Consider the following 22,943-nt stretch of genomic DNA (forward strand, 5'->3'; position numbering starts at 1 on the left):
TCAGTCACACAAATATGAATTCCGCCAACCGGGGCTCCTGCCTTCGGGTGTCCGAAGCGCCCGCACGGGTGACCCGTTCCGAAAGAAATGTGCGAGGCCCCAACGAGATGTCCGTGCCACCGCTCGACACCCGTGTTCCGGCCGTTCTGCTGCGGACCGACCCCAATCCCTTCCACCACGGAACCCTCGGGGCCGTGCGTTCCCTCGGCCGGGCCGGAGTGGAGGTGCACCTGGTCGCGGACTGCGCGAAGAGCCCCGTGGGCGGCTCACGTTTCCTCGCCGCGACCCATGCCCCGCCTCCGCCCGGCGCGACCCTCGACGAGTTCGCCGCCGTCCTGCGCCGTGTGGCCGAGCGGCTGGCCCGGCCCGCCCTGCTGGTGCCGCTGGACGACGCGAGCGCCGTGGCCGCCGCACGGCTGCGCGAGGAGCTGTCGTACGGCTACCTCCTGCCGGGCGCCCCCGCCGCCCTCGCCGAACAGGTGGCCGACAAGGCCGAACTGGCCGGCCTCTGCGCTCGCCTGGGCATCCCGCACCCGGCGACCGCGCTCCCCGGCAGCGCGCCCGAGGCGGCAGCCGCCGCCCGCGCCCTGGGCCTGCCCGTGGTGGCCAAGTGGTCCCGGCCCTGGCTGCTGCCCGGCGGGGAGGGGCTGCGCAGCACGGTGGTGGTGCGGACGGCCGGGGAGGCGGCCGCGCTGTACCGGCGCTCGGCGCGGGCCGGCAGCCGCCTGCTGCTCCAGGCGTTCCTGCCGCCGGGCCCCGACCGCGACTGGTTCTTCCACGGGTACGCCGACCGCTCGGGGGCGGTGCGGGGCGGCGGCCCCGGACGCAAGCTGCGGGCGTGGCCGCCGGGCGCCGGCCTCACCACCGTCGGCCGCTGGACGCCGAACCCGCGGGTCCAGGCCCTCGCCGAGCGGCTGGTCGACGCGCTCGGCTACCGGGGGGTGTTCGACCTCGACTTCCGCCGCGACGGCGACGGCGCGTACCACCTGCTCGACTTCAATCCGCGCCCCGGCGCCCAGTTCCGGCTCTTCGCCGACACCGCCGGCGTCGACGTCGTACGCGCCCTGCACCTCGACCTCACCGGCCGGCCGGTCCCGAACGGGGCGCCGGTGCCGGGGCGGACGTTCGTGGTGGAGAACTACGCGCCGCTGACCGTACTGCTCCCCCAACCCCGCGAACTGGCCTGGCACGCCAAGGACGACCTCGGGCCCGGCGCGGCGCTCTGGCCGCTGTGGACCCGCCACAGCCTGGGCCGGCTGCTGGCGTCCCGGACCGTCCGGCCGCCCCTGCCCGTCCCCGCCCCGCACGACCCGACCCACGACGAGAACGAGAGAGCGAGCAGCCGCTGATGTACGACCTGTTGGTGGTGGGCGCCGGCCCGTACGGCCTGTCCATCGCGTCCCACGCCGCGGCCGCCGGACTGAGCCTGCGCGTGCTCGGCCGCCCCATGGCGTCCTGGCGGGACCACATGCCGCCCGGCATGTTCCTGAAGTCCGAGCCCTGGGCCTCCAACCTGTCCGACCCCGAGCGCCGTTGGCGCCTGGACGTGTACTGCGCCGAGCAGGGCGTCGAGGCCGGCCACGGCCGTCCGATCCCGGTCGGCGTCTTCGCCTCGTACGGCCTGTGGTTCGCCCGCAACGCCGTACCGCCGCTCGACGAACGCACGGTGACCCGTCTTCAGCGCGGCCGCGGCTGCTTCGAGGCCCTGCTGGACGACGGTGAGACGGTCCGCGCCCGGACGGTGGTCCTGGCGATCGGCGTCGTCCCCTTCGTCGCCATCCCCTCCGCCTTCCGCGAGCTGGGCCCCGAGCATGTCTCGCACAGCAGCCACCACCACGACCTCGGCCGCTTCCGCGGCAAGGACGTCACGGTGATCGGCGCCGGGCAGGCCGCCCTGGAGACGGCGGCGCTCCTGGCCGAGCAGAACACCCGGGTCCGGGTGCTGGCGCGGGCCGCCGCGCTGCGCTGGAACGAGGTGCCGCCGCCCCTGGCGCGCCCCTGGCGCCACGCGCTCCGCGCCCCGCACAGCGGTCTGGGCTGCGGCTGGCGCAACTGGTTCTACGCGGAACGGCCCGGCTGGTACCGGCGGCTGCCCGAGGCCCGGCGGATGCGGGTCGCGGCCGAGGCCCTGGGCCCGGCGGGCGCCTGGTGGGTGCGCGACCGGGTCGAGCCGGCCGTCGAGGTACGGCTCGGCCAGGAGGTCGTGGTGGCGTACGAGAAGGGCGGTGCCGTACGGCTGGAGACGGTGGGCCGCGGCGGCGAGCTGACCTCGCTGGACACCGACCACGTCATCGCCGCCACGGGGTTCCGGGCCAGCTGCGCACGGCTCGGCCTGCTGGCGGACGACGTACGTGCCGCTCTGCTGCCCCTCCCGGACGGCTCCCCCGCGGTCGGCCGGGACTTCGAGTCCTCCGTCCCCGGCCTGTTCTTCGCGGGTCTCACCACCGCGTCCGGTTTCGGCCCCGCGATGCGCTTCGTGCACGGCGCGACCTTCACGGCGGACACCCTCGTGCGAGGCGTACGGCGACGACTGCGCACGGGGGCGCCCGGCGGGCCCGCCCCGGTGCCGGGGGCGAGGAGCGGCCTGATCTCGACCGCCGGGTTGTGACGGGCACGGACATGGGTGCCGGGCGCATGCGGCGCGCCCGGCGCCCGGTGCGGCTCAGCGGCCCGAGGCCGCCCTGCCCCTGCGGTACAGGATGCCGCCGCCCAGGATCAGCCCCAGGCTCGCGGCCGACATCCCGACCAGGACCTCCGTGTCACTGCCGGTGTGCGGCAGGGTGGGCGGCCGATGATGCGTCGGCGGCCTGTCGGTGGGCGGCTGGTGGGTGGGCGGCTGGTGGGTGGGCGGTGTGTCGGTCGGGGGTTTGTCGACCGGCGGCTTGTCCACGGGGGGTTTGTCGACCGGGGGCTTGTCGGTCGGGGGCTTGTCCGTGGGCGGCTTGTCGACCGGCGGCTTGTCCACCGGTGGTTTATCGACCGGCGGCTTGTCCACCGGCGGGCGGTCCGTCGGCGGCGTGTCGCCATAACCGGGGCTGTCGCCGTAGCCGGGGCTGTCGCCGTGGTCCTCGGGCGCGTCGCCGTAGCCGCCCGGGGTGTCCCCGTAGCCGCCGTGCTCACCTTCGTCGCCGTAACCACCCTGGTCGCCGTGACCACCCTGGTCGTTCTGACCGTCGTGGTCGCCGTATCCGCCCTCGTCCTGCCCGTATCCGCCCTGGACCTGACCGTATCCGCCCTGGTCCTGACCGTACCCGTCGTCCTGTCCGTGGTCGTCCTCCGGGGCGGACGCGGACTGTCCGGCGCGCTCGGCCTGCTCGACGATCTCGGCGTACTCCTTCTGGCCCCAGTCGTCGTGCTGCTCGGTCGGGGCACTCTGGGGGCTCGGCGCGGTGTCGTACGCGGGCGCGGAGCGCTCGTCGGCCTTCACGTCGCCCTTGGTGCCGCAGCTGTTGCCCAGCGCCGGATTGCCGATGCCGACGACGTCGACGGAATTGCCGCAGGCGTTCACCGGGACCGTCACCGGTACCTGCACCGTATTGCCCGACGCGACGCCGGGTGAGTTCGAAGTGGCCCCGTGCGCGCTCGAATCCGCGAGCACCGGAGTGCCGTAGAGGGTCAGAAGACCCGTCGTCGCGGCGGCCACGACCATTCCCTTGCTCAGGGTCTGTCGCAATCTCGTGTTCTTCCTGCTCGAAGAAGTGGGAAAAGCCGGCCTCGGAGCCGATGAGGACATCCCGAGGCCGGCCTGTGGCACAGCCGAGCGGCTGGCGCGATGCGCTACGACGTCAGTCGTTGACGCAGACGTTCCCGAACGCGGGGTTCAGCAGCCCGACGATGTTGACGGTGTTGCCGCAGACGTTGATCGGGATGTGGATGGGAACCTGGACCACGTTGCCCGACAGGACACCCGACGAACCGACAGCGGCACCCTTGGCCTCGGAGTCGGCCATGGCCGGGCTGGCGACACCCACGGCCATGATCGCGCCGGCGACGACAGCAGCGCTCTTCTTGAGCTTCACGTCATTTCCCTTCTCTGCGGTCATGCCCCAATTGACGGTCGAAACCGAGCGAGCACAGCATGGACGGCCCGCATCATGACCTGCAGCCTGTGAAACGAGGAATAGACGCCGGAAGAAACTGAGGAACGTGGGGCGTCGGGTAATTCACCCGAACGACCCACAGATCAGGGACGAACGGCGTGTCGGTCGTCGCCCGATCGGCCCAGGAGACGCATACACGCGAAGGACTCGGACCGCCCGTACACATGTCGCACGGGCGGCCCGAGCCGCATTCGGAGTTCTTCGGTCAGCTCCTGCTGGCGCCGTTGCCGGAGAGCACCGGGATGTTGTCGAGGATGTGCGACAAGGGCTCGTCACCCTTGGCCTGGGTGGAGTTCTCCGCGCACTGCTGGTTCTGCGGGGCCGAGAGGATCGGCACGTCCTGCAGGGCCGTGATCGGGATGGCGCCGACGACCGAGCCGACGTTGACCTTGACCGGGAGGCCGACGCAGAGCTTGTTGAGCGAGCCCTGGACGAGTGATGCCTGAGGGCTCAGGTCGCCCTTCGTGGAGGCGTTTCCGAACGACTGCTCGGCACCGTTCCCGTTGGCGGTGCTGACGCCCTCGTCGTTGCCGATGGCGAGCGCCTGGGGCGCGGCCGCCGCCGAGACACCGACGGCGGAAGCCGCGAACACCGTCGCGACCATTGCCTTCTTGAGCATTTCTCCGGTCCTTTCATGGCAGCGCCACACAATCTTGCGTCCACCTCAACCCGAGTCCCGTGCATTGGTTGCGACTCTTCACCCGGTTGGCCTGCCCGGACCCGGAATTCATTTGAAACGACCCGCTCATGGACTTGATGACAATGTGATTCACGTGGGCCATCAGGGTGATTCGGAGGAACCAAGCCAGTCGCGGCCAGTTGTCCAGGGCGCTCCGGTGGACGGGGTTACTTCAGAAGGGACCAGCAAGTGATCAAGAAGGTTTTCGCCGCCGCGACGATCGCCGCTTCCGTCGTCGGAGCCTCGGCCGCCGTCGCGCCCCAGGCGCTGGCGATCGGCAACGACGGCGGGGTCAGCACCGCCAACGGCAACGGCTCCGAGCAGATCTACGGCAACCAGGCCACCTACGGGAACATGAGCCCGCAGATGGCGCTCATCCAGGGCTCGCTCAACAAGCCCTGCATCGGCCTGCCGGCCAAGGCCAACATCGGCTCCGTCGTCGGCGCCATCCCGATCACGGCCGTGCAGGACGTGCCGATCCTCTCGGCCCCGCAGAACCAGCAGTGTGTCGAGAACTCCACCCAGGCCAAGGGCGACGAGCCGCTCTCGCACATCCTCTCCAACATCCCGGTCCTGTCGGGCAACGGCGCCAGCAAGAGCTGACGTGGTGCCCCGGATGCCTCTGGGCCGAACGGGGCACACCCCGCAACCACGCCGTCCAGCGCGGTGTTGATCCTCACGCGGCTCCGCACCGGAGTCCGCTCCTCGAAAGGGCATACGAACATGAAGAAGCTGTGGGCGACCGCGGCCGTCGCCGCCTCCGTCGCCGGTCTCTCGGCCGCCGCCGCCGCTCCGGCGCTGGCGATCGGGAACGACGAGGGCGTCAACACCGCCAACGGCAACGGCTCGGTCCAGAAGTACGGCAACCAGAAGACGCACGGCGACATGAGCCCCCAGCTGTCGCTGGTGCAGGGCACGCTGAACAAGCCCTGCATCGGTCTGCCGGCCAAGGTGAACGTCGGCTCGGTCGTCGGTCTCATCCCGATCACCGCCGTGCAGGACGTGCCGATCCTGTCCGCGCCGCAGAACCAGCAGTGTGTCGAGAACTCCACCCAGGCCAAGGGTGACGAGCCGCTCTCGCACATCCTGGACAACATCCCGGTCCTGTCGGGCAACGGCGCCAGCAACAGCTGACGCGGCGACGGCACGGCCGACCGCGGTACCGCGAGGGCGGGCCGCCGAGTTTCTCGGCGGCCCGCCCTTCCGTGTGCGGGGCCGGTGCGGCCCCGTGGCTCACTTCCTGGCGTAGAGCGACTCGATGGCCGCCGCGTAGGCCGCCGTGACGGCGTGGCGCTTGATCTTCATGGACGGGGTGAGCAGTCCGTTCTCCTCGCTGAACTCGCCCTCGACCAGCTTGAACTCACGGATCGACTCGGCGCGGGAGACGGCCTGGTTGGCGTAGTCCACGGCCTTCTGGACCTCTGCGCGCATCCGGGGATCGGTGACGACCTCGGAGAGCGGGGTGTCCGGGGACATCCCGCGCACGTGCAGCCAGTGGCTGACGTCCTCGGGGTCGAGGGTGATCAGGGCGGCGACGAAGGGGCGGTTGTCGCCGACGACGATGCACTGGCCGACCGGGGGGCGGCTGCGGAGGCGGTCCTCCAGCACGGCCGGGGAAACGTTCTTGCCGCCGGAGGTGACGAGGATGTCCTTCTTGCGGCCGGTGATGGTGAGGTAGCCGTCGTCGTCGAGGGCGCCCAGGTCGCCGGTGGCGAACCAGTCGTCGGTGAGGGCGGCGTCGGTGGCGACCGGGTCGTTCCAGTAGGCGCCGAAGACGATGCCGCCCTTGATGAGGACCTCGCCGTCGTCGGCGATGCGGATCGCGGTGCCGGGGACGGGTCGGCCGACCGTGCCGGGGCGGGGTCCCAGGGGCGGGACGATGGTGGCGGCCGCGGTGGTCTCGGTGAGGCCGTAGCCCTCGTAGACGATGACCCCGGCGGCGTAGAAGAAGAGGTTGAGGTCGCGGTCGAGCGGGGAGCCGCCGCTGATGGCGTAGCGCATGCGGCCGCCCAGCTCGCTGCGGATGCGGCGGTAGACGAGCGTGTCGTACAGGGCCCAGGCGGCGTACAGCCCGGGGGTGGGGCCGGGGCCGCTGCCCAGGAACTTGTCGAGGTATGCCTTGGCGAAGCGGACGGCGACGCGGTGGGCGCGGTCGAAGGAGGCGCCGCGGCCGATGCGTTCGGCGGTGGCGCGGCCGGTGGCGTGGATCCGCTCGAAGAGGTAGGGGACGCCGACGAGGAAGGTGGGGCGGAACTTCTTGAGTGCGGGCCGCAGTTCGTCGGGCTTGATGCTCGGGCAGTGGCCCAGCTCGATCCGGGCCAGCATGCAGGCGATCTGGATGGTGCGGCCCAGGATGTGGGCGAGGGGCAGGAACAGCAGGGTCGAGGCGACCTGGCCGGTGATCTCCTTGAAGATCGGGTGGAGCAGCTCGACCGTGTTGGCGGCCTCCGCGTGCAGGTTGGCGTGGGTGAGGACGCAGCCCTTGGGGCGGCCGGTGGTGCCGGAGGTGTAGCAGATGGTCGCGGCGGTGTCCGGGGTCAGGGCGGCCCGACGCTTGGTGACCTCGTCCTCGGGGACGCTCCGGCCGAGGTCGGCGAGGAGGTCGAGGGCGCCGTCGTCGAGCTGCCAGACCTGCGGCGGCCGGGAGTGGCGGGCGGTGGCGGTGGTGACGGCGGCCGCGTTCTCGGGGGTCTCCACGATCGCGAAGCGGGAGCCGGAGTCGCGGACGATCCACTCGATCTGGTCCGGTGAGGACGTGGCGTAGATCGGGACGGACTGGCCGCCGGCCGCCCAGACGGCGAAGTCGAGGACGGTCCATTCGTAGCGGGTGCGCGACATGATCGCGACCCGGCCGCCCGGTTCGAGGCCGGCCGCTATCAGCCCCTTGGCGGTGGTGGTGACCTCACGGGCGAAGTCCGCGGCGGTGACCGGGTGGAAGGTGCCCTGGGCGTCGGCGCGGCGCAGGACCACGGCGTCCGGGGCCTCGGTGGCGTTGCGGAAGGGCAGGTCGGCGGTGCTGCCGGCGGTCCTGCCGGGGGCGAGGGCGGGGGTGCGGGCCTCGCGGACCACGCCCCCTGCGTCCCTGACCACCTCGACCTTGACCCGGTCGGCGAGGTCCGCGCGCCGCTTCGCCTGGTTCAAGTCCTTGCGTACACCCATCACGGCTCCCCGAGGCCGGCCCTGACTTCATTACCGACGAGTCAACTTACCGGTAAGTAAGGATTTTTCAATGGTTTGGACTGACTCCGGGGACACGTCGGGTTGGTGTGATAGGCGTGGATCATGCGCCCCCACCGCCTCAGGTCCGTCCTGATCTCCGTGTGCCTCACGTCCGCAGTGGCTCTCACCGGTGCCGTGCCGGCCGTCGCCCAGGCCCCCGCCGCTCCCCCTCGTACGGTCTCCGGAGCCCGGTCGCTCACCGTGCTGACCGATCTGTTCGCCGAGCGGCTGCTCGTCGCCGACAAGGTCGCGGCGGCCAAGTACGGGACGAGCACGCCGATCGACGATCCGGTGCGGGAGAAGGCGATCCTGGACGACGTGGCCGCGCGGGCGGCCGGGCTCGGCCTCGATCCGGACGCGGTGACCGCGGTGTTCCGCGACCAGATCGAGGCGAACAAGCTGGTGCAGCGGGGCCTTTACGCCCGGTGGGACGCGCATCCCGAGGAGCGGCCGGCCGAGCGGCCGGACCTCGTGAAGGAGGTACGGCCCGTGCTCGACCGGATCACCACGCGGTTGCTGACCGCGCTGGCCGACACGGAACTGCTCCGGGCCGGGGCCTCCTGCGAGCCCCGGCTGCGGCTCGCGGCGGTCCGCTCGGCGTACACCCACCGCCTGGACCCGCTCCATGGGGAGGGCCTGGTCCGGGCGCTGCCCTCGGTGTGCGGGGAACCGGCCTAGCTCATCAGGGTGCGGGCCGTCTCTATCGCGTCGGACAGGTCGTTGAGCTGCTTGTCCTCCTTGTGCCTGTTCAGTTCGCGGACCCGGGAGGACAGTTCGCCCAGGGTGGGGACGGCCGGGAGGTCGGTCCAGCGGCTGTCGCCGCGGCGCAGGGCGTCGGCGAAGTAGGCGGCGGCCGCGGCGATCCGGAGGCCGCGCGGGGCGGTGGACCACAGGTCGCCGTGGAGGTCCGACGCCTCGATGCCCTCGGCCTCCTCGTGCGGGGTGCGGCTGTCGGGGTCGAGCCAGCGGACGGTGGCCGTGGCGAGGTGGCCGGCCTCGGTGCCCGCCTTGGTGCGGACGGCGTACAGGGCGGTGACGGTGTGGCCGGGGCCGACCTCGCCGCCGTCCACGGTGTCGTCACGGAAGTCCTCGTCGGCGACCCGGCGGTTGTCGTACCCGACGAGGCGGAACTCCTCGACCGTCTCCGGGTCGAACGCGACCTGGGCCTTGGCGTCGCGGGCGGTGAGGTCGACGTGGCGCGGGAGTTGCTCGCAGAAGACCTCCTCCGCCTCCTTCTCGGTGGAGACGTAGGTGGTGTGGCCGTCGCCCTTGTCGGCGAGGCGTTCCATGAGGGCGTCGCCGTAGTCGCTGCCGACGCCCACGCCGAACAGGGTGATGCCGTGGTCGCGGCGCTCGCCGGCGACGCGTTCGAGGATGGTGTCGGCGTCGGTGTCGCCGGTGTTGGCGAGGGCGTCCGACAGCAGCACGACGCGGTTGGTGGCGCCCTCGCGCAGGCCCTCGACGGCGGTCTCGTAGCCGGTCTCGACGCCCGCGCCGAGGTTGGTGGAGTCGGCGGGCTCCAGGCTGTCGACCGCGTCGTGGACCCTGGCCCGGTTGTCGTCGAGGCGGGTCATCGGCAGGACGGTCTCGGCGGTGTCGCTGAAGGTGACGAGGGCGACGGAGTCGTTGTCGCGGAGCCGGTCGGTCATCCTGCCGAGGGCGTCCTTGGCGAGGTCGAGGCGGCCGGGCTCGGCCATCGAGCCGGAGACGTCGATGACGAACGTGAGGGCGGCGGGCGGCCGTTCGCGGTCGCTGTCGGCTGCGCGGGTGGCGAGGCCCACACGGACCAGGGACCAGTCCTCGTCGTCGGTGCGGGCGCCGTCGACGGTGACGGAGAAGCCGTCCCCGTCCGGGCGTTCGTAGTCCTGCCGGAAGCTGTTGACGAACTCCTCGGGGCGGACCGTCGACGGGTCGGGCAGGCTGCCGTCCTGAAGGGTGCGGCGGGCGTAGCCGTAGGAGGCGGTGTCGACGTCCAGGGCGAAGGTGGAGAGGTGGTCGGGCGACGGGGCGATGTCGCGGGACTCGTCGTCCCGTTGCTCGCCGTTCTGCCCGTCGGGGCCGTCGGGGGCGGGGGCCGGGAAGCCGTCGGCGGTGCGGCCGCCGCCCTTCGAGCTGTCGTACGAGGAGTTGTTGTCGCCGCTGTGGCCGCAGCCGGTGAGGAGCAGCGCCCCGGCGGTGCCCAGGGCGAGAAGCGCGGTGGTCAGTCGTCGTGTCGTCCCTGTGCTGCGATACGTGTGCATCGGGCCCCCTCGGCACGTCGTCGTCGCCCTGTCATGGGCGGCTGTTGTGACTGTGACGGCCGAGGGGGCCCGGTTGTGCGCTCCAGGGCGTTGCGGATGGGTCTCGAAGCGGCCACGGAGACGGCCCTTCGAGACCGGTGGGTGATCCTCCGTTGACCTACGAGACCACGTCCTTGCGGCCGAAACCGCGGAAGGCCAGGGCGAACAGCACCAGGGCGTACGTTACCGAGACCGAGACGCCCTGGATCATGTCCGTGTAGTCGGGCTGCGGGCGGACCACGTCGAGCCAGGCGTACTGCCAGTGGGCGGGCAGGAAGTGGCGCCAGTCGCCGAGGGCGGTCACCTCGTCGAGGACGTTGCCGATGATGGTGAGGCCGACGGCGCCGCCGACCGCGCCGAGTGGGGCGTCGGTGCGGGTGGAGAGCCAGAACGCCATGCCCGCGGTGACCAGTTGGGACACGAAGACGTAGCCGACGGTGACCGCCAGGGCCTGGGCGGCGGCGGCGGACGACAGTTCGCCGCCCGTGGGGAGTTCCAGCGGGCCCCAGCCGTAGGCGACCGTGCCGATGGCGAGGGCCACGACCGGCAGCAGCACCAGCGCCGCGAGGCTGAGGGTGAGGCCCACGGCGAGCTTGGACCACAGCAGCCGGGCGCGGGGCACGGGCGCGGCGAGGAGGTAGCGCAGGGACGACCAGCTGGCCTCCGAGGCGACGGTGTCGCCGCAGAACAGCGCGACCGGGATGACCAGCAGGAACCCGGCGGCGGCGAAGAGGTTCACCGCGGCGAAGTTCGCGCCGGACGCCGTCGCCGTGTCCATCAGGTTGACCCGGTTGTTGCCCTCGCCGGGGGTGCCGCCGATCTGGAAGGCGATCACCAGGATGATCGGCAGGGCGAACAGGATGCCGCCCATGACCATCGTGCGGCGGCGCTTCAACTGCCGGACCAGCTCGACCCCGAGGGGCAGGGTGCGGCCCGCGCGGTAGCCGTCGGCGACCTCGACGGGGGCCGTGGGTCCGGGGTGCCCGCGCCCGGGTTCTGCGTGCTCGGCACGCTCGGTCAGCGTGCTCATGCGGACTCTCCGATCAGGGTGAGGAAGGCGTCTTCGAGGCGGCGGTGGGGGCCGACCGCGTCGACGGGAACCTCCAGCCGGACCAGTTCGGCGATCAGGCGCTGGGCGCTGCCGCCGGCGTCGAGGCGGACGACCAGCCCCTCGTCGGTGCGTACGGCCGAGTCGACGCCCGGCAGGGCGGCGATCTTGTCGACGACGGGCTCCTCCACGGGGGCGGAGGTGCCGACCAGCAGGGTGTCGCCGGAGCCGACGATCTCGGCGACCGGGCCGGCCTGGACAAGCTGTCCGTGGTCCATGACGACCAGGTGGGTGCAGGTCTGCTCGACCTCGGCCAGCAGATGGCTGGAGACGATGACGGTACGGCCGGCCGCCGCGTAACGGATCATCACCTCGCGCATCTCGCGGATCTGCGGCGGGTCGAGTCCGTTCGTCGGCTCGTCGAGGATCAGCAGGTCGGGCAGGCCGAGCATGGCCTGGGCGATGGCCAGGCGCTGGCGCATGCCCTGGGAGTAGGTGCGCACCGCGCGGGCGAGGGCGTCGCCGAGGCCGGCGATCTCCAGCGCCTCCTCCAGGTGGGCGTCCTCGGCGGGGCGGCCGGTGGCCCGCCAGTACAGCTCCAGGTTCTCCCGGCCGGACAGGTGCGGCAGGAAGCCGGCGCCCTCGACGAAGGCGCCGACGCGGGACAGCACGGGCGCGCCCGGCACGATCGCGTGGCCGAAGACGCGGATCTCGCCGCCGTCCGGCTGGATCAGGCCCATCAGCATGCGCAGGGTCGTGGTCTTGCCGGCGCCGTTCGGGCCGAGGAGACCGAGCACCTGGCCCTTCTCGACGCGGAAGGACAGGTCGCGGACGCTGTACCGGTCGCCGTTCTTGTACTTCTTGCTGAGGTCGGTGATCTGGAGCGGGACCTCCGCGAGCGCCGGGTCGGGTGCGGGCGTCGTGATGCGGCGGCGGCCCGTGACGAGCAGGGCGGCCGCGACGACCACGCCGCCGATCGGCAGGTACCAGACCCAGGCGGGCAAGACGTCCGAGCGGTCGGCCCCGCCGAGCGGGGTCGGCACCTCCAGGTCGCCCTTCAGGGAGACGGTGTACGTCGCCGGGGCGGCCGGGGAGGCGTAGCCGAGGTCGGTGGAGGCGAGGACCAGGCGCAGGCTGTGGCCGTCGTCGAGTTCGTGGTCGACGGCCGGGAGGGTGAGCTTGACGTCCTTGCCGGCCTTGGCGCCCTCGATCCGGACGGGCTGGACGAGCTGGGAGGGGAGCACCTGGGAGGCGCCGCCGGGGCCGACGTCGTAGACCTTGGCGAAGAGGACGGCGTCGTCGCTGGTGGACTTCACATGGACGGTGGCCGTGGGTGAGCCGGTGATCTGGAGGTCGTCCTTGACGGGCTTGGACTGGAACGCGGCGAACTGGCCGGGGAAGTCCAGCGACAGGTTCACGCCGAGCGAGGACAGCTGGGAGAGGCCGCCGGCGGCGCCGCCGATGCCGGGCAGGGCCGAGAGGGCGGGCGGGCTGGCGCCGGCCGGGTTCTCGAAGCTCTGCTCGCGTCCGGCGAGGGCGATGGACCGGCGGTCGCCGTCCAGGCCCGGGTAGGTGTCGGCGGTAGTGCCGCTGAGGCGGGGCTCGCCGTCGCCGGAGCCGGCGCCGAGGGTGCGGGTGACGCGGAACGCGGAGCCGGTGCCGGCGCTCTCGTCGCCCTTCAGGTAGCGGTCGAACCATGCGTGGACGCGGGACTGGACGCGGGCGGTCTCCATGTCGCCGCCGTCGTGGCCGCCGGAGATCCAGTCGACGTCGACGGGCGCGCCGTTCGCCTTGATCGCCTTGGCGGCGGCGTCGGCCTGGCCCAGCGGGAACAGGGAGTCGGTCTGGCCCTGGAGCAGCAGCGTGGGCACCTTGATGCGGTCGCCGACGGCCTCGGGGCTGCGCGCTTCGAGGAGCTTGACGGCCTCGGCGTCCGGCTCCCCGGACTCGGCGACCCTGTCGTACATCGCGCACAGGTCGGCCTCGAACTTGGCGCAGCCGCCGCCGGTGTTGAAGAAGAGGCCGGCCCAGAGCTTCTTGAACACGCCGTTCGGGAACAGGGCGTCCGCGAGGTTCCAGTACGTGATCGCCGGGGCGATGGCGTCGACCCGGTCGTCGTAGCCGGCGGCCAGCAGGGAGATCGCCCCGCCGTAGGAGGCGCCGGCGGCGCCCACGCGCGGGTCGCCCTTCTTGTCCAGCTGGACCTCGGGGCGCTTCGCGAGCCAGTCGATCAGCCGGGAGACGTCGGCGACCTCGGCCTTCGGGTCGTTCAGCCCGATCTTCCCGGTCGAGTGGCCGAAGCCGCGCGCCGACCAGGTCAGCACCGCGTACCCGTCGCGGGCGAGGTCCTCGGCCTGGCGTCGTACGTCGTTCTTGCTGCCGCCGAAGCCGTGCCCGAGCAGAACGGCCGGACGGCGGCCGGTGGCGCCGGAGGTGAAGTACGAGGTGTCGATGCGGACGCCCTCGCCCATGGCCATGGCCTGGTCCGTGCGCTTCACCGGCGCCGCCTCGTCCGAGGCGGTGGCCGTCCAGGTACCGGCCCCGGCGAGCACGACGACGGCGGCCACGGCGGCAAGGGTCCGCCGCGGCCTCCGCCGCAGCGCCCCGCGCAGTCGCGGCCCGGTCAGTCGAAGATCCATGCGTCAACGGTACGGGGCACCGGGGGTGACCCACGGCACCCTCGAGGCGGAGGAGTGGGCCATCCCACGGTCGTACGGGAGGAATTCGGCATACAGCGGTCGCGGTATGCGTGGGGACCGGAGCGGACTGACAGCAATCTGACAAGCGGACCGACAGCACTCCTGGCAAACCGGGTTCCAGGCGGGCCCGCCGTTTATCCGGTGCCGGCCTGTCGGTGGGGCCGGATAGAGTCGCCGCTCACAGTTGGCACATCTGTCCGGCGGGGCAGGGATCTTCGGGGTGGGGCACATGAAGCTGCGGCAGACCGCGGCCTGGGTGGGGGTCACGGCGACGGCGCTCCTGGCGACAACGGCGTGCGGCGGCGCGGAGGGCGTCAGGCGGGCCGCCGAGACGGTCGACAAGTCCGACGCGATCCTGGCGGCGCTGACGCGGGCCACGGACCGGACCGAGGAGCTGGGCTCCGCCGAGGTCGAGATGACCGCCGACACGGGTGACGGCCCGGTCACCATGGAGGGCACGTACTCCTGGGGCGACGGCTACGCGTACGACGTCGAGATGGACACCAGGGCCGCCGGGATGCAGGACCTGACGGACGACCCGACCATCCACGCCCTCTTCGTGGACGGCGCGTACTACTACAACGTCGATCCGCTGACCTCCGGTCCCTACAAGGGCAAGGAGTGGCTGAAGGTCGATGCGTCGGTGGTGTTCGGCGGGAAGGGCGCGCAGGCCTTCAGCGGCGGCAGCGGGGCGAGCCCGGCGGCGTCCATGCGGAGCCTGAAGTACGCGAAGGGCTTCGAGGACCTCGGCGAGGAGCGCGTGGACGGGCGGTCCGCCACCCACTACCGGGCCGTGCTCGGCAGGGAGCAGATGGGCAGGTTCCAGGACGCCCTCTCCGGTGAGGGCAGCGTCCTGGACTCGGTGACCGGGGGCGTCGACAAGGTCACGATGGACGTGTGGGTCGGCGCCGACGACCTGCCGGTCCGGCTGCGCCAGGAGATGGGCGCCATGACCGTCACCATGGACTTCGAGAAGTTCGGCGCCACGGCCGAGGTGGAGGCCCCGCCCGCCGGGGAGACCGCCGACGTCACCGAGGCTCTGCGGGAGAACCTGGGGCAGCAGGGCTGATCCGGGGGTGCCCGGACGCGGCGGGCCGGAGCTGGTCCCCGGCCCGGACACGGCGGTGCCCCGCCCCTTCCCTCGAAGGTGGGGGACGGGGCACCGTACGGGCTCAGTGGTTGCGCGGGAAGCCCAGGTCGACGCCGGTGGGGCCGTCGGCCGGGTCGGGCCAGCGGGTCGTGACGACCTTGCCGCGGGTGTAGAAGTGGGTGCCGTCGTTGCCGTAGATGTGGTGGTCGCCGAAGAGGGAGTCCTTCCAGCCGCCGAAGGAGTGGTAGCCGACGGGGACCGGGATCGGGACGTTCACGCCGACCATGCCGGCCTCGACCTCCAGCTGGAAGCGGCGGGCGGCGCCGCCGTCCCGCGTGAAGATCGCGGTGCCGTTGCCGAACGGCGAGGCGTTGATGAGGGCCATGCCCTCCTCGTAGGTGTCGGCCCGCAGGACGCACAGGACGGGGCCGAAGATCTCGTCCTGGTACGCCTTGGCGGAGGTCGGGACCTTGTCGAGGAGCGAGATGCCGATCCAGTGGCCGTCCTCGTGGCCGTCGACCGTGAAGCCCGTGCCGTCGAGGACGACCTCGCAGCCCTCGGCCGCCGCGCCCGTCACGTACGAGGCCACCTTGTCGCGGTGGACCTTGGTGATCAGCGGGCCCATCTCGGACGTCGGGTCGTTGCCGGGGCCGATCTTGATCTTCTCGGCGCGCTCGCGGATCTTCTCCACCAGCTCGTCGCCGATCGCGCCGACCGCGACGACCGCGGAGATCGCCATGCAGCGCTCACCGGCCGAACCGTAGGCGGCGGAGACGGCCGCGTCCGCCGCCGCGTCCAGGTCGGCGTCGGGCAGGACCAGCATGTGGTTCTTGGCGCCGCCGAGGGCCTGGACGCGCTTGCCGTTCGCGGAGGCCGTGGTGTGGATGTAGCGGGCGATCGGGGTGGAGCCGACGAAGGAGACCGCCTTGACGTCCGGGTGCTCCAGGAGGCGGTCGACGGCCACCTTGTCGCCGTGGACGACGTTGAAGACACCGTCGGGCAGCCCGGCCTCGGCCAGCAGCTCGGCGAGCTTGACGGAGGCCGACGGGTCCTTCTCGCTCGGCTTCAGCACGAAGGTGTTGCCGCACGCGATGGCGAGGGGGAACATCCACATCGGGACCATCGCCGGGAAGTTGAACGGCGTGATGCCCGCGACGACACCCAGCGGCTGGCGGATCGAGGAGACGTCCACGCGGCTGGCGACCTGCGTCGACAGCTCGCCCTTCAGCTGCACGGTGATCCCGCACGCCAGGTCGACGATCTCCAGGCCGCGCGCGACCTCGCCGAGCGCGTCCGAGTGCACCTTGCCGTGCTCGGCGGTGATCAGCTCCGCGATCGCGTCCCGGTTGGCGTCCAGCAGCGCCCGGAACTTGAACAGGATCGAGGTGCGCTGGGCCAGCGAGGACTGACCCCAGGTGACGAACGCCTCCTTGGCGGTGCGTACCGCCGCGTCGACCTCGTCGACGGTCGCGAAGGCGACCTTGGTGGTGACCGCGCCGGTCGCCGGGTCCGTGACCGGACCGAACGTACCCGACGCGCCTTCGACGGTCTTGCCGCCGATCCAGTGGTTGACGATCTTCGTCATGCCGAAAGACTCCTTCTTACAGATGGCGGCGTCGGGTAGAGACGTGCCGGTCGTACTCCTCGCGGGCCTTGACCGCCGGCTCGCGGGTCGCGGTCTCGGCCACAGGTACATCCCACCAGGCCTGCGCCGGGGGCGGGCCCGACACTGTGTCTGCGGTTTGGGTCTCCACGTAGACACAAGTGGGAGTGTCGGCGGCCCGTGCCTCGGCGAGGGCCGCGCGCAGGTCGCGGATGGTCTTGGCGCGCAGCACGCGCATGCCGAGGCTGGCCGCGTTGGCGGCGAGGTCCACGGGCAGCGGGGCGCCCGTGAACGTGCCGTCGTCCGGGTTGCGGTGCCGGTAGGCGGTGCCGAACCGCTCCCCGCCGACCGACTCCGACAGGCCGCCGATCGAGGCGTATCCGTGGTTCTGCACCAGCAGCACCTTGATCGGCACGTTCTCCTGGACGGCCGTCACGATCTCCGTCGGCATCATCAGATAGGTGCCGTCGCCGACCAGCGCCCACACCGGGCGCCCGGGAGCGGCCATGCGGACACCTATCGCGGCCGGGATCTCGTAGCCCATGCAGGAGTAGCCGTACTCCAGGTGGTACTGGTCCCGCGACCGGGTCCGCCACAGTTTGTGCAGGTCACCGGGGAGGGAGCCGGCCGCGTTGATGAGGATGTCGGACTCGTCGGCGATCTCGTCGAGGAGGCCGAGGACCTGGGCCTGGGTGGGCCGGGTGTCCGGTTCCTCCGCCTCGTAGCAGGCGTCGACGCGGTGCTCCCAGCGCTGCTTGTCCTCGCCGTACTCGGCGACGTACGCGTCCGGGACCCGGTGCCCGTGCAGTTCCAGCGCCTGGACCAGCTCCTCCAGACCGGCCCGCGCGTCCGCGATCAGCGGGAGCCCGGAGAGCTTGTGGCCGTCGAAGGGCGCGATGTTGAGGTTGAGGAAGCGGACGCCGTCGGCGGCGAAGAGGGTGCCGGAGGCGGTGGTGAAGTCCGTGTACCGGGTGCCGACGCCGATCACCAGGTCGGCCGTGCGGGCGAGTTCGTTGGCCGTCGCGGTGCCGGTGTGGCCGATGCCGCCGACGTCCTGCGGGTGGTCGTGGCGCAGGGAGCCCTTGCCGGCCTGGGTGGAGGCGACGGGGATGCCGGTGGCGTCGGCGAGTTCGGCGAGCACCTCCTCGGCGCGGGCGTGGTGGACACCGCCGCCGGCGATGATCAGCGGACGGCGGGCCTCGCGGATCACCCGTACCGCGTCGGCGAGTTCGGTCGCGTCCGGGGCGGGCCGCCGTACGTGCCAGGTGCGTTCGGCGAAGAAGTCCTCCGGCCAGTCGTACGCCTCCGCCTGCACGTCCTGCGGCAGCGCGAGGGTCACGGCGCCCGTGTCGACGGGGTCCGTGAGGACCCGCATCGCCTGGAGGGCGGCCGGGATCAGCGCCTCGGGGCGGGTGATCCGGTCGAAGTACCGGGACACCGGGCGCAGCGTGTCGTTGACGCTGATGTCGCCCGCGTACGGCACTTCGAGCTGCTGGAGGACCGGGTCCGCCGGCCGGGTGGCGAAGATGTCGCCGGGCAGGAGCAGCACCGGCAGGTGGTTGATGGTGGCGAGGGCGGCGCCGGTGACGAGGTTGGTGGCGCCGGGGCCGATCGATGTCGTCACGGCGTGCGTGGACAGCCGGTTCGACTGGCGGGCGTAGCCGACGGCCGCGTGCACCATGGCCTGTTCGTTGCGGCCCTGGTAGTAGGGCATCGTGTCGGCGTACTCGACGAGGGCCTGGCCGAGGCCCGCGACGTTGCCGTGGCCGAAGATGCCCCAGGTCGCGCCGATCAGCCGCTGTCGCTCGCCGTCGCGCTCGGTGTACTGGGCGGCGAGGAACCGCACCAGCGCCTGCGCCACGGTGAGCCGCGTGGTCCGGGTGGTCATCGGTATCCCTCCGTGTGGTCAGGGTGGAAGCAGATCCGCCACTGCCGCTCGGAGCCCGGACCGGCCATCACGTTCAGGTAGTACATGCTGTGGCCGGGCTGCGCGATGGACGGGCCGTGCCAGCCGTCGGGGACGAGGACGGCGTCACCCGAGCGGACCTCGGCGAGGAGATCGGCACCGCCCTCGCGGGAGGGGAACACGCGCTGGTAGCCGAAGCCGTTCGGGCCGTCGATCTCGAAGTAGTAGATCTCCTCCAGCTCGGTCTCCTCCCCCGGCCGGTTCTCGTCGTGCTTGTGCGGCGGGTACGAGGACCAGTTGCCGCCCGGGGTGATGACCTCGACGGTGATGAGCTTGTCGCATTCGAAGGCGTCGGCGGAGGCGAAGTTGCGCACCTGGCGGGCGCAGTTGCCGCTGCCGCGGTCTTCGACGGGAACCTCCGGCGCGGGGCCGTAGCGGGCGGGGAGTCGTCGCTCGCACCTCGCTCCTGCCAAAGCGAAGCGGCCTCCCGCGCCGGAGGCGATCTGTACCCGGGCGTCGCGGGGCGCGTAGACGAAGTCGGAGACTCCGGCGAACACGTCCTCGCGGCCCAGGATGTCGAACTCTGCGGTTGCGGGGCCGTCCGGTTCGCCCGGTTCACCCGGTTCCTCCGATACCCGAACCGTACAGGCGCCGTTGAGGGACAGCACGATCCACTCGCTGTCCCCGGTGGTGAAGGTGTGCTCGCCGCCCGGCTCCAACTCCACGACGCGCAGGCTGCTGTGGGTCCAGCCTGCCTGCTCGGGGCCGATGTCGAGGGCGTATGCCCCGTGGGCGGTCGTCCCCTTGGGGACGTACAGCTCGGTCTTGTGTGTCATGCGGCCCTCACAGCAGTCCTACGGCGGTGTCCACGGCGGCGGTCACGTCGTCGTCCGCCGGGTAGAGCAACGAGCGGCCGACCACCAGGCCCTGGACGGTGGGCAGCTGCAGGGCGCCCCGCCACTTCTCGTACGCGCCCTCCTGGTCCTCGCCGACGTCGCCGCCGAGGAGGACGGCGGGCAGGGTCGAGGCCTCCATGACGCGGGCCATGTCGTCGGGGTTCTCGGTGACGGGCACCTTCAGCCAGGTGTACGCCGAGGTGCCGCCGAGCCCGGCGGCTATGGCGATCGACGTGGTGACCGCGTCGGCGGAGAGGTCGTTCCTGACCTTGCCGGTGACCGGGTCGCGGCGGCTGATGAACGGCTCGACGAAGACCGGGAGCCGCCGCTCGGCCATGGCGTCCACGGCGTGCGCGGTGGACTCCAGGGTGTCGAGGGAGCCCGGATCGTCGTAGTCGACGCGCAGCAGCAGCTTGCCGGCGTCGAAGCGGAGCCGCTCGATGTCCTGGGGGCGGTGGCCGGTGAAACGGTCGTCCAGTTCGAAGGAGGCGCCCGCGAGTCCGCCGCGGTTCATCGAGCCCATGACGACCTTGCCGTCGAGGGCTCCGAGGAGGAGCAGGTCGTCGAGGATGTCGGCGGTCGCGAGCACCCCGTCGACACCGGGCCGGCCGAGGGCCAGGCAGAGTCGTTCGAGGAGGTCGGCGCGGTTCGCCATGGCGAGCCTGCGGTCGCCGACGGAGAGCGCGCCGCGGGCCGGGTGGTCGGCGGCGACGATCATCAGCCGTCCGGAGTCGCCGATCAGGGGGCGGCGGACGCGGCGGGCGGCGGCCTCGGCGATCGCCTCGGGGTGGTGGACCCGGGTGCGGACCAGGGCGGAGACGTCGACGCTCACCGCACTTCCCCCGCCGTGACCGCCGCCTCGATCTCCTGCGCGGTCGGCATCGCGGAGGAGCACTCCAGGCGGGAGGCGACGATGGCGCCGGCGGCGTTGGCGTGCCGCATGACGCGCTCCAGCTCCCAGCCGTTCAGCAGGCCGTGGACGAGGGAGCCGCCGAAGGCGTCCCCGGCGCCCAGCCCGTTGAGGACGTTCACCGGCAGCGGCGGTACCTCGGCCGTCGTGCCGTCGCGGTGCACCGCCAGGACGCCCTTGGGGCCCTGCTTCACCACCGCGAGTTCCACCCCGGCGGCCAGCAGGGCCTCGGCGGCGGCGTGCGGCTCGCGGACGCCGGTGGCGACCTCGACCTCGTCCAGGTTGCCGACGGCGACGGTGGTGTGCCGCAGGGCCTCCTCGTAGAAGGGGCGGGCCGCTTCAGGGTCGGCCCAGAACATGGGCCGCCAGTCGAGGTCGAAGACCGTCGTGCCGGCCCTGGCCCGGTGGGCGAGGGCCGCGAGCGTCGCCGTACGGCTGGGCTCCTCGCTCAGGCCGGTGCCGGTGACCCAGAAGACGCGGGCCGCGCGGATGGCCTTCAGGTCCAGCTCGTGGGCGTCGATCTCCAGGTCCGGCGCCTTGGGGCGGCGGTAGAAGTACAGCGGGAAGTCGTCCGGCGGGAAGACCTCGCAGAACGTGATCGGGGTGGCGAGGCCGGGGACCGGTGTCACCCAGCGGTCGTCGACGCCGAAGTCCCGCAGTGCCTGGTGGAGGTAGTCGCCGAACGGGTCCTCGCCCGTGCGGGTGATGACGGCGGTGTGCCGGCCGAGCCGGGCGGCGGCCACCGCGACGTTCGTCGCCGATCCGCCGAGGAACTTCCCGAAGGACGTCACCTGCGGCAGCGGGACCCCCGTCTGCAGCGGATAGAGGTCCACACCGATCCGCCCCATGGTGATCAGGTCGTACGCCATCGAGTTCCCTTCGCGCTCCGGTTCCGTCAAGGTCTAGCTCCGCGAGAGCGACCCTGTCAATGTTTTGTCCAGACATTCGGACTACCTATTGACACCCTTGGGTTCCGGCCTGAAGCTGGCCGCCATGACGTCGTTGTCACCTCAGTCCTCACTCTCGCGCATCCGGATCGGCTCGGCGCCCGACTCCTGGGGTGTGTGGTTCCCCGACGACCCCCGGCAGGTCCCCTGGCAGCGCTTCCTCGACGAGGTGGCCGCCGCCGGCTACGAGTGGATCGAGCTGGGCCCCTACGGCTATCTGCCGAAGGACCCCGCCGTTCTCGCCGAGGAGACGGCCAGACGTGGCCTGAAGGTGTCGGCCGGCACGGTGTTCACCGGGCTGCACCACGGCCCCGACGTCTGGGAGAAGACCTGGGCGCACGTCGCCGACAACGCGGTCCTCGCCCAGGCGATGGGCGCCAAGCACCTCGTCGTCATCCCCTCCTTCTGGCGGGACGACAAGACGGGTCAGGTGCTGGAGCCCAGTGAGCTGACCGTCGAGCAGTGGCGGCACCTCACCCAGCTCACCGAGCGGCTCGGGCGGGAGGTACGGGAGCGGTACGGCCTGAAGATCGTCGTCCACCCGCACGCAGACACCCATATCGACAGCGAGGAGAACGTCGTCCGCTTCCTGGACGGCACCGACTCGTCGGTGGTGTCGCTGTGCCTGGACACCGGGCACTACGCGTACTGCGGCGGCGACAGCGTCAAGCTGATCGAGACGTACGGCGAGCGCATCGGCTATCTGCACCTCAAGCAGGTCGACCCCGAGATCCTGGCGGACGTCCGGGCCAAGGGGACGCCGTTCGGGCCGGCCGTGGCGCAGGGCGTGATGTGCGAGCCGCCGAAGGGCGTGCCCGAGCTGGGGCCCGTGCTGGCGGCCGCGCAGAAGCTGGACGTGGATCTGTTCGCGATCGTCGAGCAGGACATGTATCCGTGCGAGCCGGACGCTCCGCTGCCGATCGCCCAGCGGACGCGGGCGTTCCTGCGGAGCTGCGGGGCGTAGGTCTGTAGCGGCTCGGGAGGGGGTGGGGGCTGCGGGGCGTAGGCGGGCCGCTGGGTCAGCCGGGTGCCGTGCGGCGCCGGGGACCGCGCGTCCGTCGCGGGCCGCGAGTACGTCGTGGTTGGTCGCGCGGTTCCCCGCCCCCCTGCGGGGGTGGGCGGCGGCTTCGAGAGTCGCCCTCGTTCGTCACCACGGTCACAAATGACACCGCTTTGTCACAGGTGTCACGTGTACGCGGAGCTTGGGTCACATGTGACACACAGCGGCACCCCGGCGATCACCGTGCGTCGTTGAGCGAACACAGGCTTGTGATCGCCAGCGCAGCGCCCGGTCCCCCCGACGGTCCTTCCGGCCGCCGCCGCGGTGCGCGCGAGGAGGTGCCACAGATGACCGACCGACGCCTCTGGTCGTACAAGGACATCGCGGCGCACATCCGTGTGCAGCCCGACACCGTCCGCTCGTACCGCAAACACGGACTGCTGCCGCCGCCCGACCATGTGGAGGGCGGCAAGCCCTACTGGTACGCGGACACCGTGCGCGCCTGGGTCGCCTCCAGACCCGGCAACCGGCGGCGCCGGGCGGCCGGCTGACGAGCGTGCTTAATCG

General features: G+C 71.9%; 20 protein-coding genes. 8 read left to right on the forward strand and 12 right to left on the reverse strand.

Annotated elements, in window-relative coordinates; translation table 11 throughout:
• Nucleotides 1–107: 107 nt before the first annotated feature.
• Nucleotides 108–1,349 (forward strand): carboxylate--amine ligase, encoded by a 1,242-nt coding sequence (locus tag ACZ4Z2_RS01055; RefSeq protein WP_468071040.1) that lies wholly within the window; start codon nt 108–110, stop codon nt 1,347–1,349.
• Nucleotides 1,349–2,608 (forward strand): FAD-dependent oxidoreductase, encoded by a 1,260-nt coding sequence (locus tag ACZ4Z2_RS01060; protein WP_468071042.1) that lies wholly within the window; start codon nt 1,349–1,351, stop codon nt 2,606–2,608. The genes ACZ4Z2_RS01055 and ACZ4Z2_RS01060 overlap by 1 nt, the downstream gene beginning before the upstream one ends.
• Nucleotides 2,609–2,662: 54 nt before the next feature.
• Here the strand turns inward: ACZ4Z2_RS01060 and ACZ4Z2_RS01065 are convergent, their stop codons facing one another.
• From ACZ4Z2_RS01065 to ACZ4Z2_RS01075, 3 genes are all read right to left on the reverse strand, one after another.
• Nucleotides 2,663–3,673, reverse strand: a complete 1,011-nt coding sequence (locus tag ACZ4Z2_RS01065) for a chaplin (protein WP_468071044.1) — start codon at nt 3,671–3,673, stop codon at nt 2,663–2,665.
• A 112-nt stretch (nt 3,674–3,785) separates the two neighbouring features.
• The gene (locus ACZ4Z2_RS01070; protein WP_468071046.1) at nt 3,786–4,043 is read right to left on the reverse strand and encodes a chaplin; all 258 of its coding nucleotides are present in this window, start codon (nt 4,041–4,043) and stop codon (nt 3,786–3,788) included.
• 262 nt (nt 4,044–4,305) lie between these two features.
• The gene (locus ACZ4Z2_RS01075) at nt 4,306–4,719 is read right to left on the reverse strand and encodes a rodlin (RefSeq protein ID WP_468071048.1); all 414 of its coding nucleotides are present in this window, start codon (nt 4,717–4,719) and stop codon (nt 4,306–4,308) included.
• A 249-nt stretch (nt 4,720–4,968) separates the two neighbouring features.
• On the opposite strand from ACZ4Z2_RS01075, the gene ACZ4Z2_RS01080 reads away from it, so the two are divergent.
• A complete protein-coding gene (locus ACZ4Z2_RS01080) occupies nt 4,969–5,382 on the forward strand; it encodes a rodlin (RefSeq protein ID WP_468071050.1) in 414 nt (137 codons plus the stop codon).
• A gap of 120 nt (nt 5,383–5,502) precedes the next feature.
• The gene (locus ACZ4Z2_RS01085; RefSeq protein ID WP_468071052.1) at nt 5,503–5,913 is read left to right on the forward strand and encodes a rodlin; all 411 of its coding nucleotides are present in this window, start codon (nt 5,503–5,505) and stop codon (nt 5,911–5,913) included.
• A gap of 99 nt (nt 5,914–6,012) precedes the next feature.
• Here ACZ4Z2_RS01085 and ACZ4Z2_RS01090 read toward each other — a convergent pair whose 3' ends face one another.
• Nucleotides 6,013–7,938 carry an AMP-dependent synthetase/ligase gene (locus ACZ4Z2_RS01090; RefSeq protein WP_468071054.1) on the reverse strand — a complete coding sequence of 642 codons (1,926 nt, stop codon included), beginning with the start codon at nt 7,936–7,938 and terminating at the stop codon, nt 6,013–6,015.
• Nucleotides 7,939–8,061: 123 nt separating this feature from the next.
• On the opposite strand from ACZ4Z2_RS01090, the gene ACZ4Z2_RS01095 reads away from it, so the two are divergent.
• Complete coding sequence (locus ACZ4Z2_RS01095) at nt 8,062–8,676, forward strand: chorismate mutase (protein WP_468071056.1); 615 nt, start codon at nt 8,062–8,064, stop codon at nt 8,674–8,676.
• Here the strand turns inward: ACZ4Z2_RS01095 and ACZ4Z2_RS01100 are convergent.
• The 3 genes from ACZ4Z2_RS01100 to ACZ4Z2_RS01110 form a co-directional block, all read right to left on the reverse strand.
• On the reverse strand, nt 8,673–10,238 hold the full coding sequence (locus ACZ4Z2_RS01100; RefSeq protein ID WP_468071058.1) for a vWA domain-containing protein: 1,566 nt from the start codon (nt 10,236–10,238) through the stop codon (nt 8,673–8,675). The two genes, ACZ4Z2_RS01095 and ACZ4Z2_RS01100, sit on opposite strands and share 4 nt — an antisense overlap.
• Before the next feature lie 157 nt (nt 10,239–10,395).
• The gene (locus ACZ4Z2_RS01105; protein WP_468071060.1) at nt 10,396–11,307 is read right to left on the reverse strand and encodes an ABC transporter permease; all 912 of its coding nucleotides are present in this window, start codon (nt 11,305–11,307) and stop codon (nt 10,396–10,398) included.
• Nucleotides 11,304–13,964 carry an alpha/beta fold hydrolase gene (locus tag ACZ4Z2_RS01110; RefSeq protein WP_468071062.1) on the reverse strand — a complete coding sequence of 887 codons (2,661 nt, stop codon included), beginning with the start codon at nt 13,962–13,964 and terminating at the stop codon, nt 11,304–11,306. The genes ACZ4Z2_RS01105 and ACZ4Z2_RS01110 overlap by 4 nt, the downstream gene beginning before the upstream one ends.
• Before the next feature lie 289 nt (nt 13,965–14,253).
• Here ACZ4Z2_RS01110 and ACZ4Z2_RS01115 point away from each other — a divergent pair, with 289 nt between their 5' ends.
• A complete protein-coding gene (locus ACZ4Z2_RS01115) occupies nt 14,254–15,093 on the forward strand; it encodes an SCO4651 family lipoprotein (RefSeq protein WP_468071064.1) in 840 nt (279 codons plus the stop codon).
• A 103-nt stretch (nt 15,094–15,196) separates the two neighbouring features.
• Here ACZ4Z2_RS01115 and mmsA read toward each other — a convergent pair whose 3' ends face one another.
• The 5 genes from mmsA to iolC are packed head-to-tail and all read right to left on the reverse strand — an operon-like array spanning nt 15,197 to nt 21,298.
• Complete coding sequence (gene mmsA / locus ACZ4Z2_RS01120; protein ID WP_468071066.1) at nt 15,197–16,699, reverse strand: CoA-acylating methylmalonate-semialdehyde dehydrogenase; 1,503 nt, start codon at nt 16,697–16,699, stop codon at nt 15,197–15,199.
• A 16-nt stretch (nt 16,700–16,715) separates the two neighbouring features.
• The gene (iolD, locus tag ACZ4Z2_RS01125; protein WP_468071068.1) at nt 16,716–18,605 is read right to left on the reverse strand and encodes a 3D-(3,5/4)-trihydroxycyclohexane-1,2-dione acylhydrolase (decyclizing); all 1,890 of its coding nucleotides are present in this window, start codon (nt 18,603–18,605) and stop codon (nt 16,716–16,718) included.
• Nucleotides 18,602–19,459, reverse strand: coding sequence for a 5-deoxy-glucuronate isomerase (iolB, locus tag ACZ4Z2_RS01130; RefSeq protein WP_468071070.1), 858 nt, complete (start codon nt 19,457–19,459; stop codon nt 18,602–18,604). Before iolB ends, iolD begins: the two co-directional genes overlap by 4 nt.
• A gap of 7 nt (nt 19,460–19,466) precedes the next feature.
• Nucleotides 19,467–20,351, reverse strand: coding sequence for a Cgl0159 family (beta/alpha)8-fold protein (locus tag ACZ4Z2_RS01135; RefSeq protein ID WP_468071072.1), 885 nt, complete (start codon nt 20,349–20,351; stop codon nt 19,467–19,469).
• Entirely contained in the window at nt 20,348–21,298 is a 951-nt protein-coding gene (gene iolC, locus ACZ4Z2_RS01140) for a 5-dehydro-2-deoxygluconokinase (RefSeq protein WP_468071654.1), read from the reverse strand. The genes ACZ4Z2_RS01135 and iolC overlap by 4 nt, the downstream gene beginning before the upstream one ends.
• Before the next feature lie 124 nt (nt 21,299–21,422).
• Between iolC and ACZ4Z2_RS01145 the strand changes: the two genes are divergently transcribed.
• On the forward strand, nt 21,423–22,340 hold the full coding sequence (locus tag ACZ4Z2_RS01145) for a sugar phosphate isomerase/epimerase family protein (RefSeq protein WP_468071074.1): 918 nt from the start codon (nt 21,423–21,425) through the stop codon (nt 22,338–22,340).
• A 383-nt stretch (nt 22,341–22,723) separates the two neighbouring features.
• Complete coding sequence (locus tag ACZ4Z2_RS01150; protein ID WP_468071076.1) at nt 22,724–22,927, forward strand: helix-turn-helix transcriptional regulator; 204 nt, start codon at nt 22,724–22,726, stop codon at nt 22,925–22,927.
• Nucleotides 22,928–22,943: the final 16 nt, after the last annotated feature.

Source organism: Streptomyces sp. NPDC030183 (assembly GCF_055573455.1).

Coding starts and splice junctions, on each gene's coding strand:
- ACZ4Z2_RS01055 (WP_468071040.1), top strand. CDS start 108: ATGTCCGTGCCACCGCTCGACACCCGTGTTCCGGCCGTTCTGCTGCGG.
- ACZ4Z2_RS01060 (WP_468071042.1), top strand. CDS start 1,349: ATGTACGACCTGTTGGTGGTGGGCGCCGGCCCGTACGGCCTGTCCATC.
- ACZ4Z2_RS01070 (WP_468071046.1), bottom strand. CDS start 4,043: ATGACCGCAGAGAAGGGAAATGACGTGAAGCTCAAGAAGAGCGCTGCT.
- ACZ4Z2_RS01075 (WP_468071048.1), bottom strand. CDS start 4,719: ATGCTCAAGAAGGCAATGGTCGCGACGGTGTTCGCGGCTTCCGCCGTC.
- ACZ4Z2_RS01085 (WP_468071052.1), top strand. CDS start 5,503: ATGAAGAAGCTGTGGGCGACCGCGGCCGTCGCCGCCTCCGTCGCCGGT.
- ACZ4Z2_RS01090 (WP_468071054.1), bottom strand. CDS start 7,938: ATGGGTGTACGCAAGGACTTGAACCAGGCGAAGCGGCGCGCGGACCTC.
- ACZ4Z2_RS01095 (WP_468071056.1), top strand. CDS start 8,062: ATGCGCCCCCACCGCCTCAGGTCCGTCCTGATCTCCGTGTGCCTCACG.
- ACZ4Z2_RS01100 (WP_468071058.1), bottom strand. CDS start 10,238: ATGCACACGTATCGCAGCACAGGGACGACACGACGACTGACCACCGCG.
- ACZ4Z2_RS01105 (WP_468071060.1), bottom strand. CDS start 11,307: ATGAGCACGCTGACCGAGCGTGCCGAGCACGCAGAACCCGGGCGCGGG.
- ACZ4Z2_RS01110 (WP_468071062.1), bottom strand. CDS start 13,964: ATGGATCTTCGACTGACCGGGCCGCGACTGCGCGGGGCGCTGCGGCGG.
- ACZ4Z2_RS01115 (WP_468071064.1), top strand. CDS start 14,254: ATGAAGCTGCGGCAGACCGCGGCCTGGGTGGGGGTCACGGCGACGGCG.
- mmsA (WP_468071066.1), bottom strand. CDS start 16,699: ATGACGAAGATCGTCAACCACTGGATCGGCGGCAAGACCGTCGAAGGC.
- iolD (WP_468071068.1), bottom strand. CDS start 18,605: ATGACCACCCGGACCACGCGGCTCACCGTGGCGCAGGCGCTGGTGCGG.
- iolB (WP_468071070.1), bottom strand. CDS start 19,459: ATGACACACAAGACCGAGCTGTACGTCCCCAAGGGGACGACCGCCCAC.
- iolC (WP_468071654.1), bottom strand. CDS start 21,298: ATGGCGTACGACCTGATCACCATGGGGCGGATCGGTGTGGACCTCTAT.
- ACZ4Z2_RS01145 (WP_468071074.1), top strand. CDS start 21,423: ATGACGTCGTTGTCACCTCAGTCCTCACTCTCGCGCATCCGGATCGGC.
- ACZ4Z2_RS01150 (WP_468071076.1), top strand. CDS start 22,724: ATGACCGACCGACGCCTCTGGTCGTACAAGGACATCGCGGCGCACATC.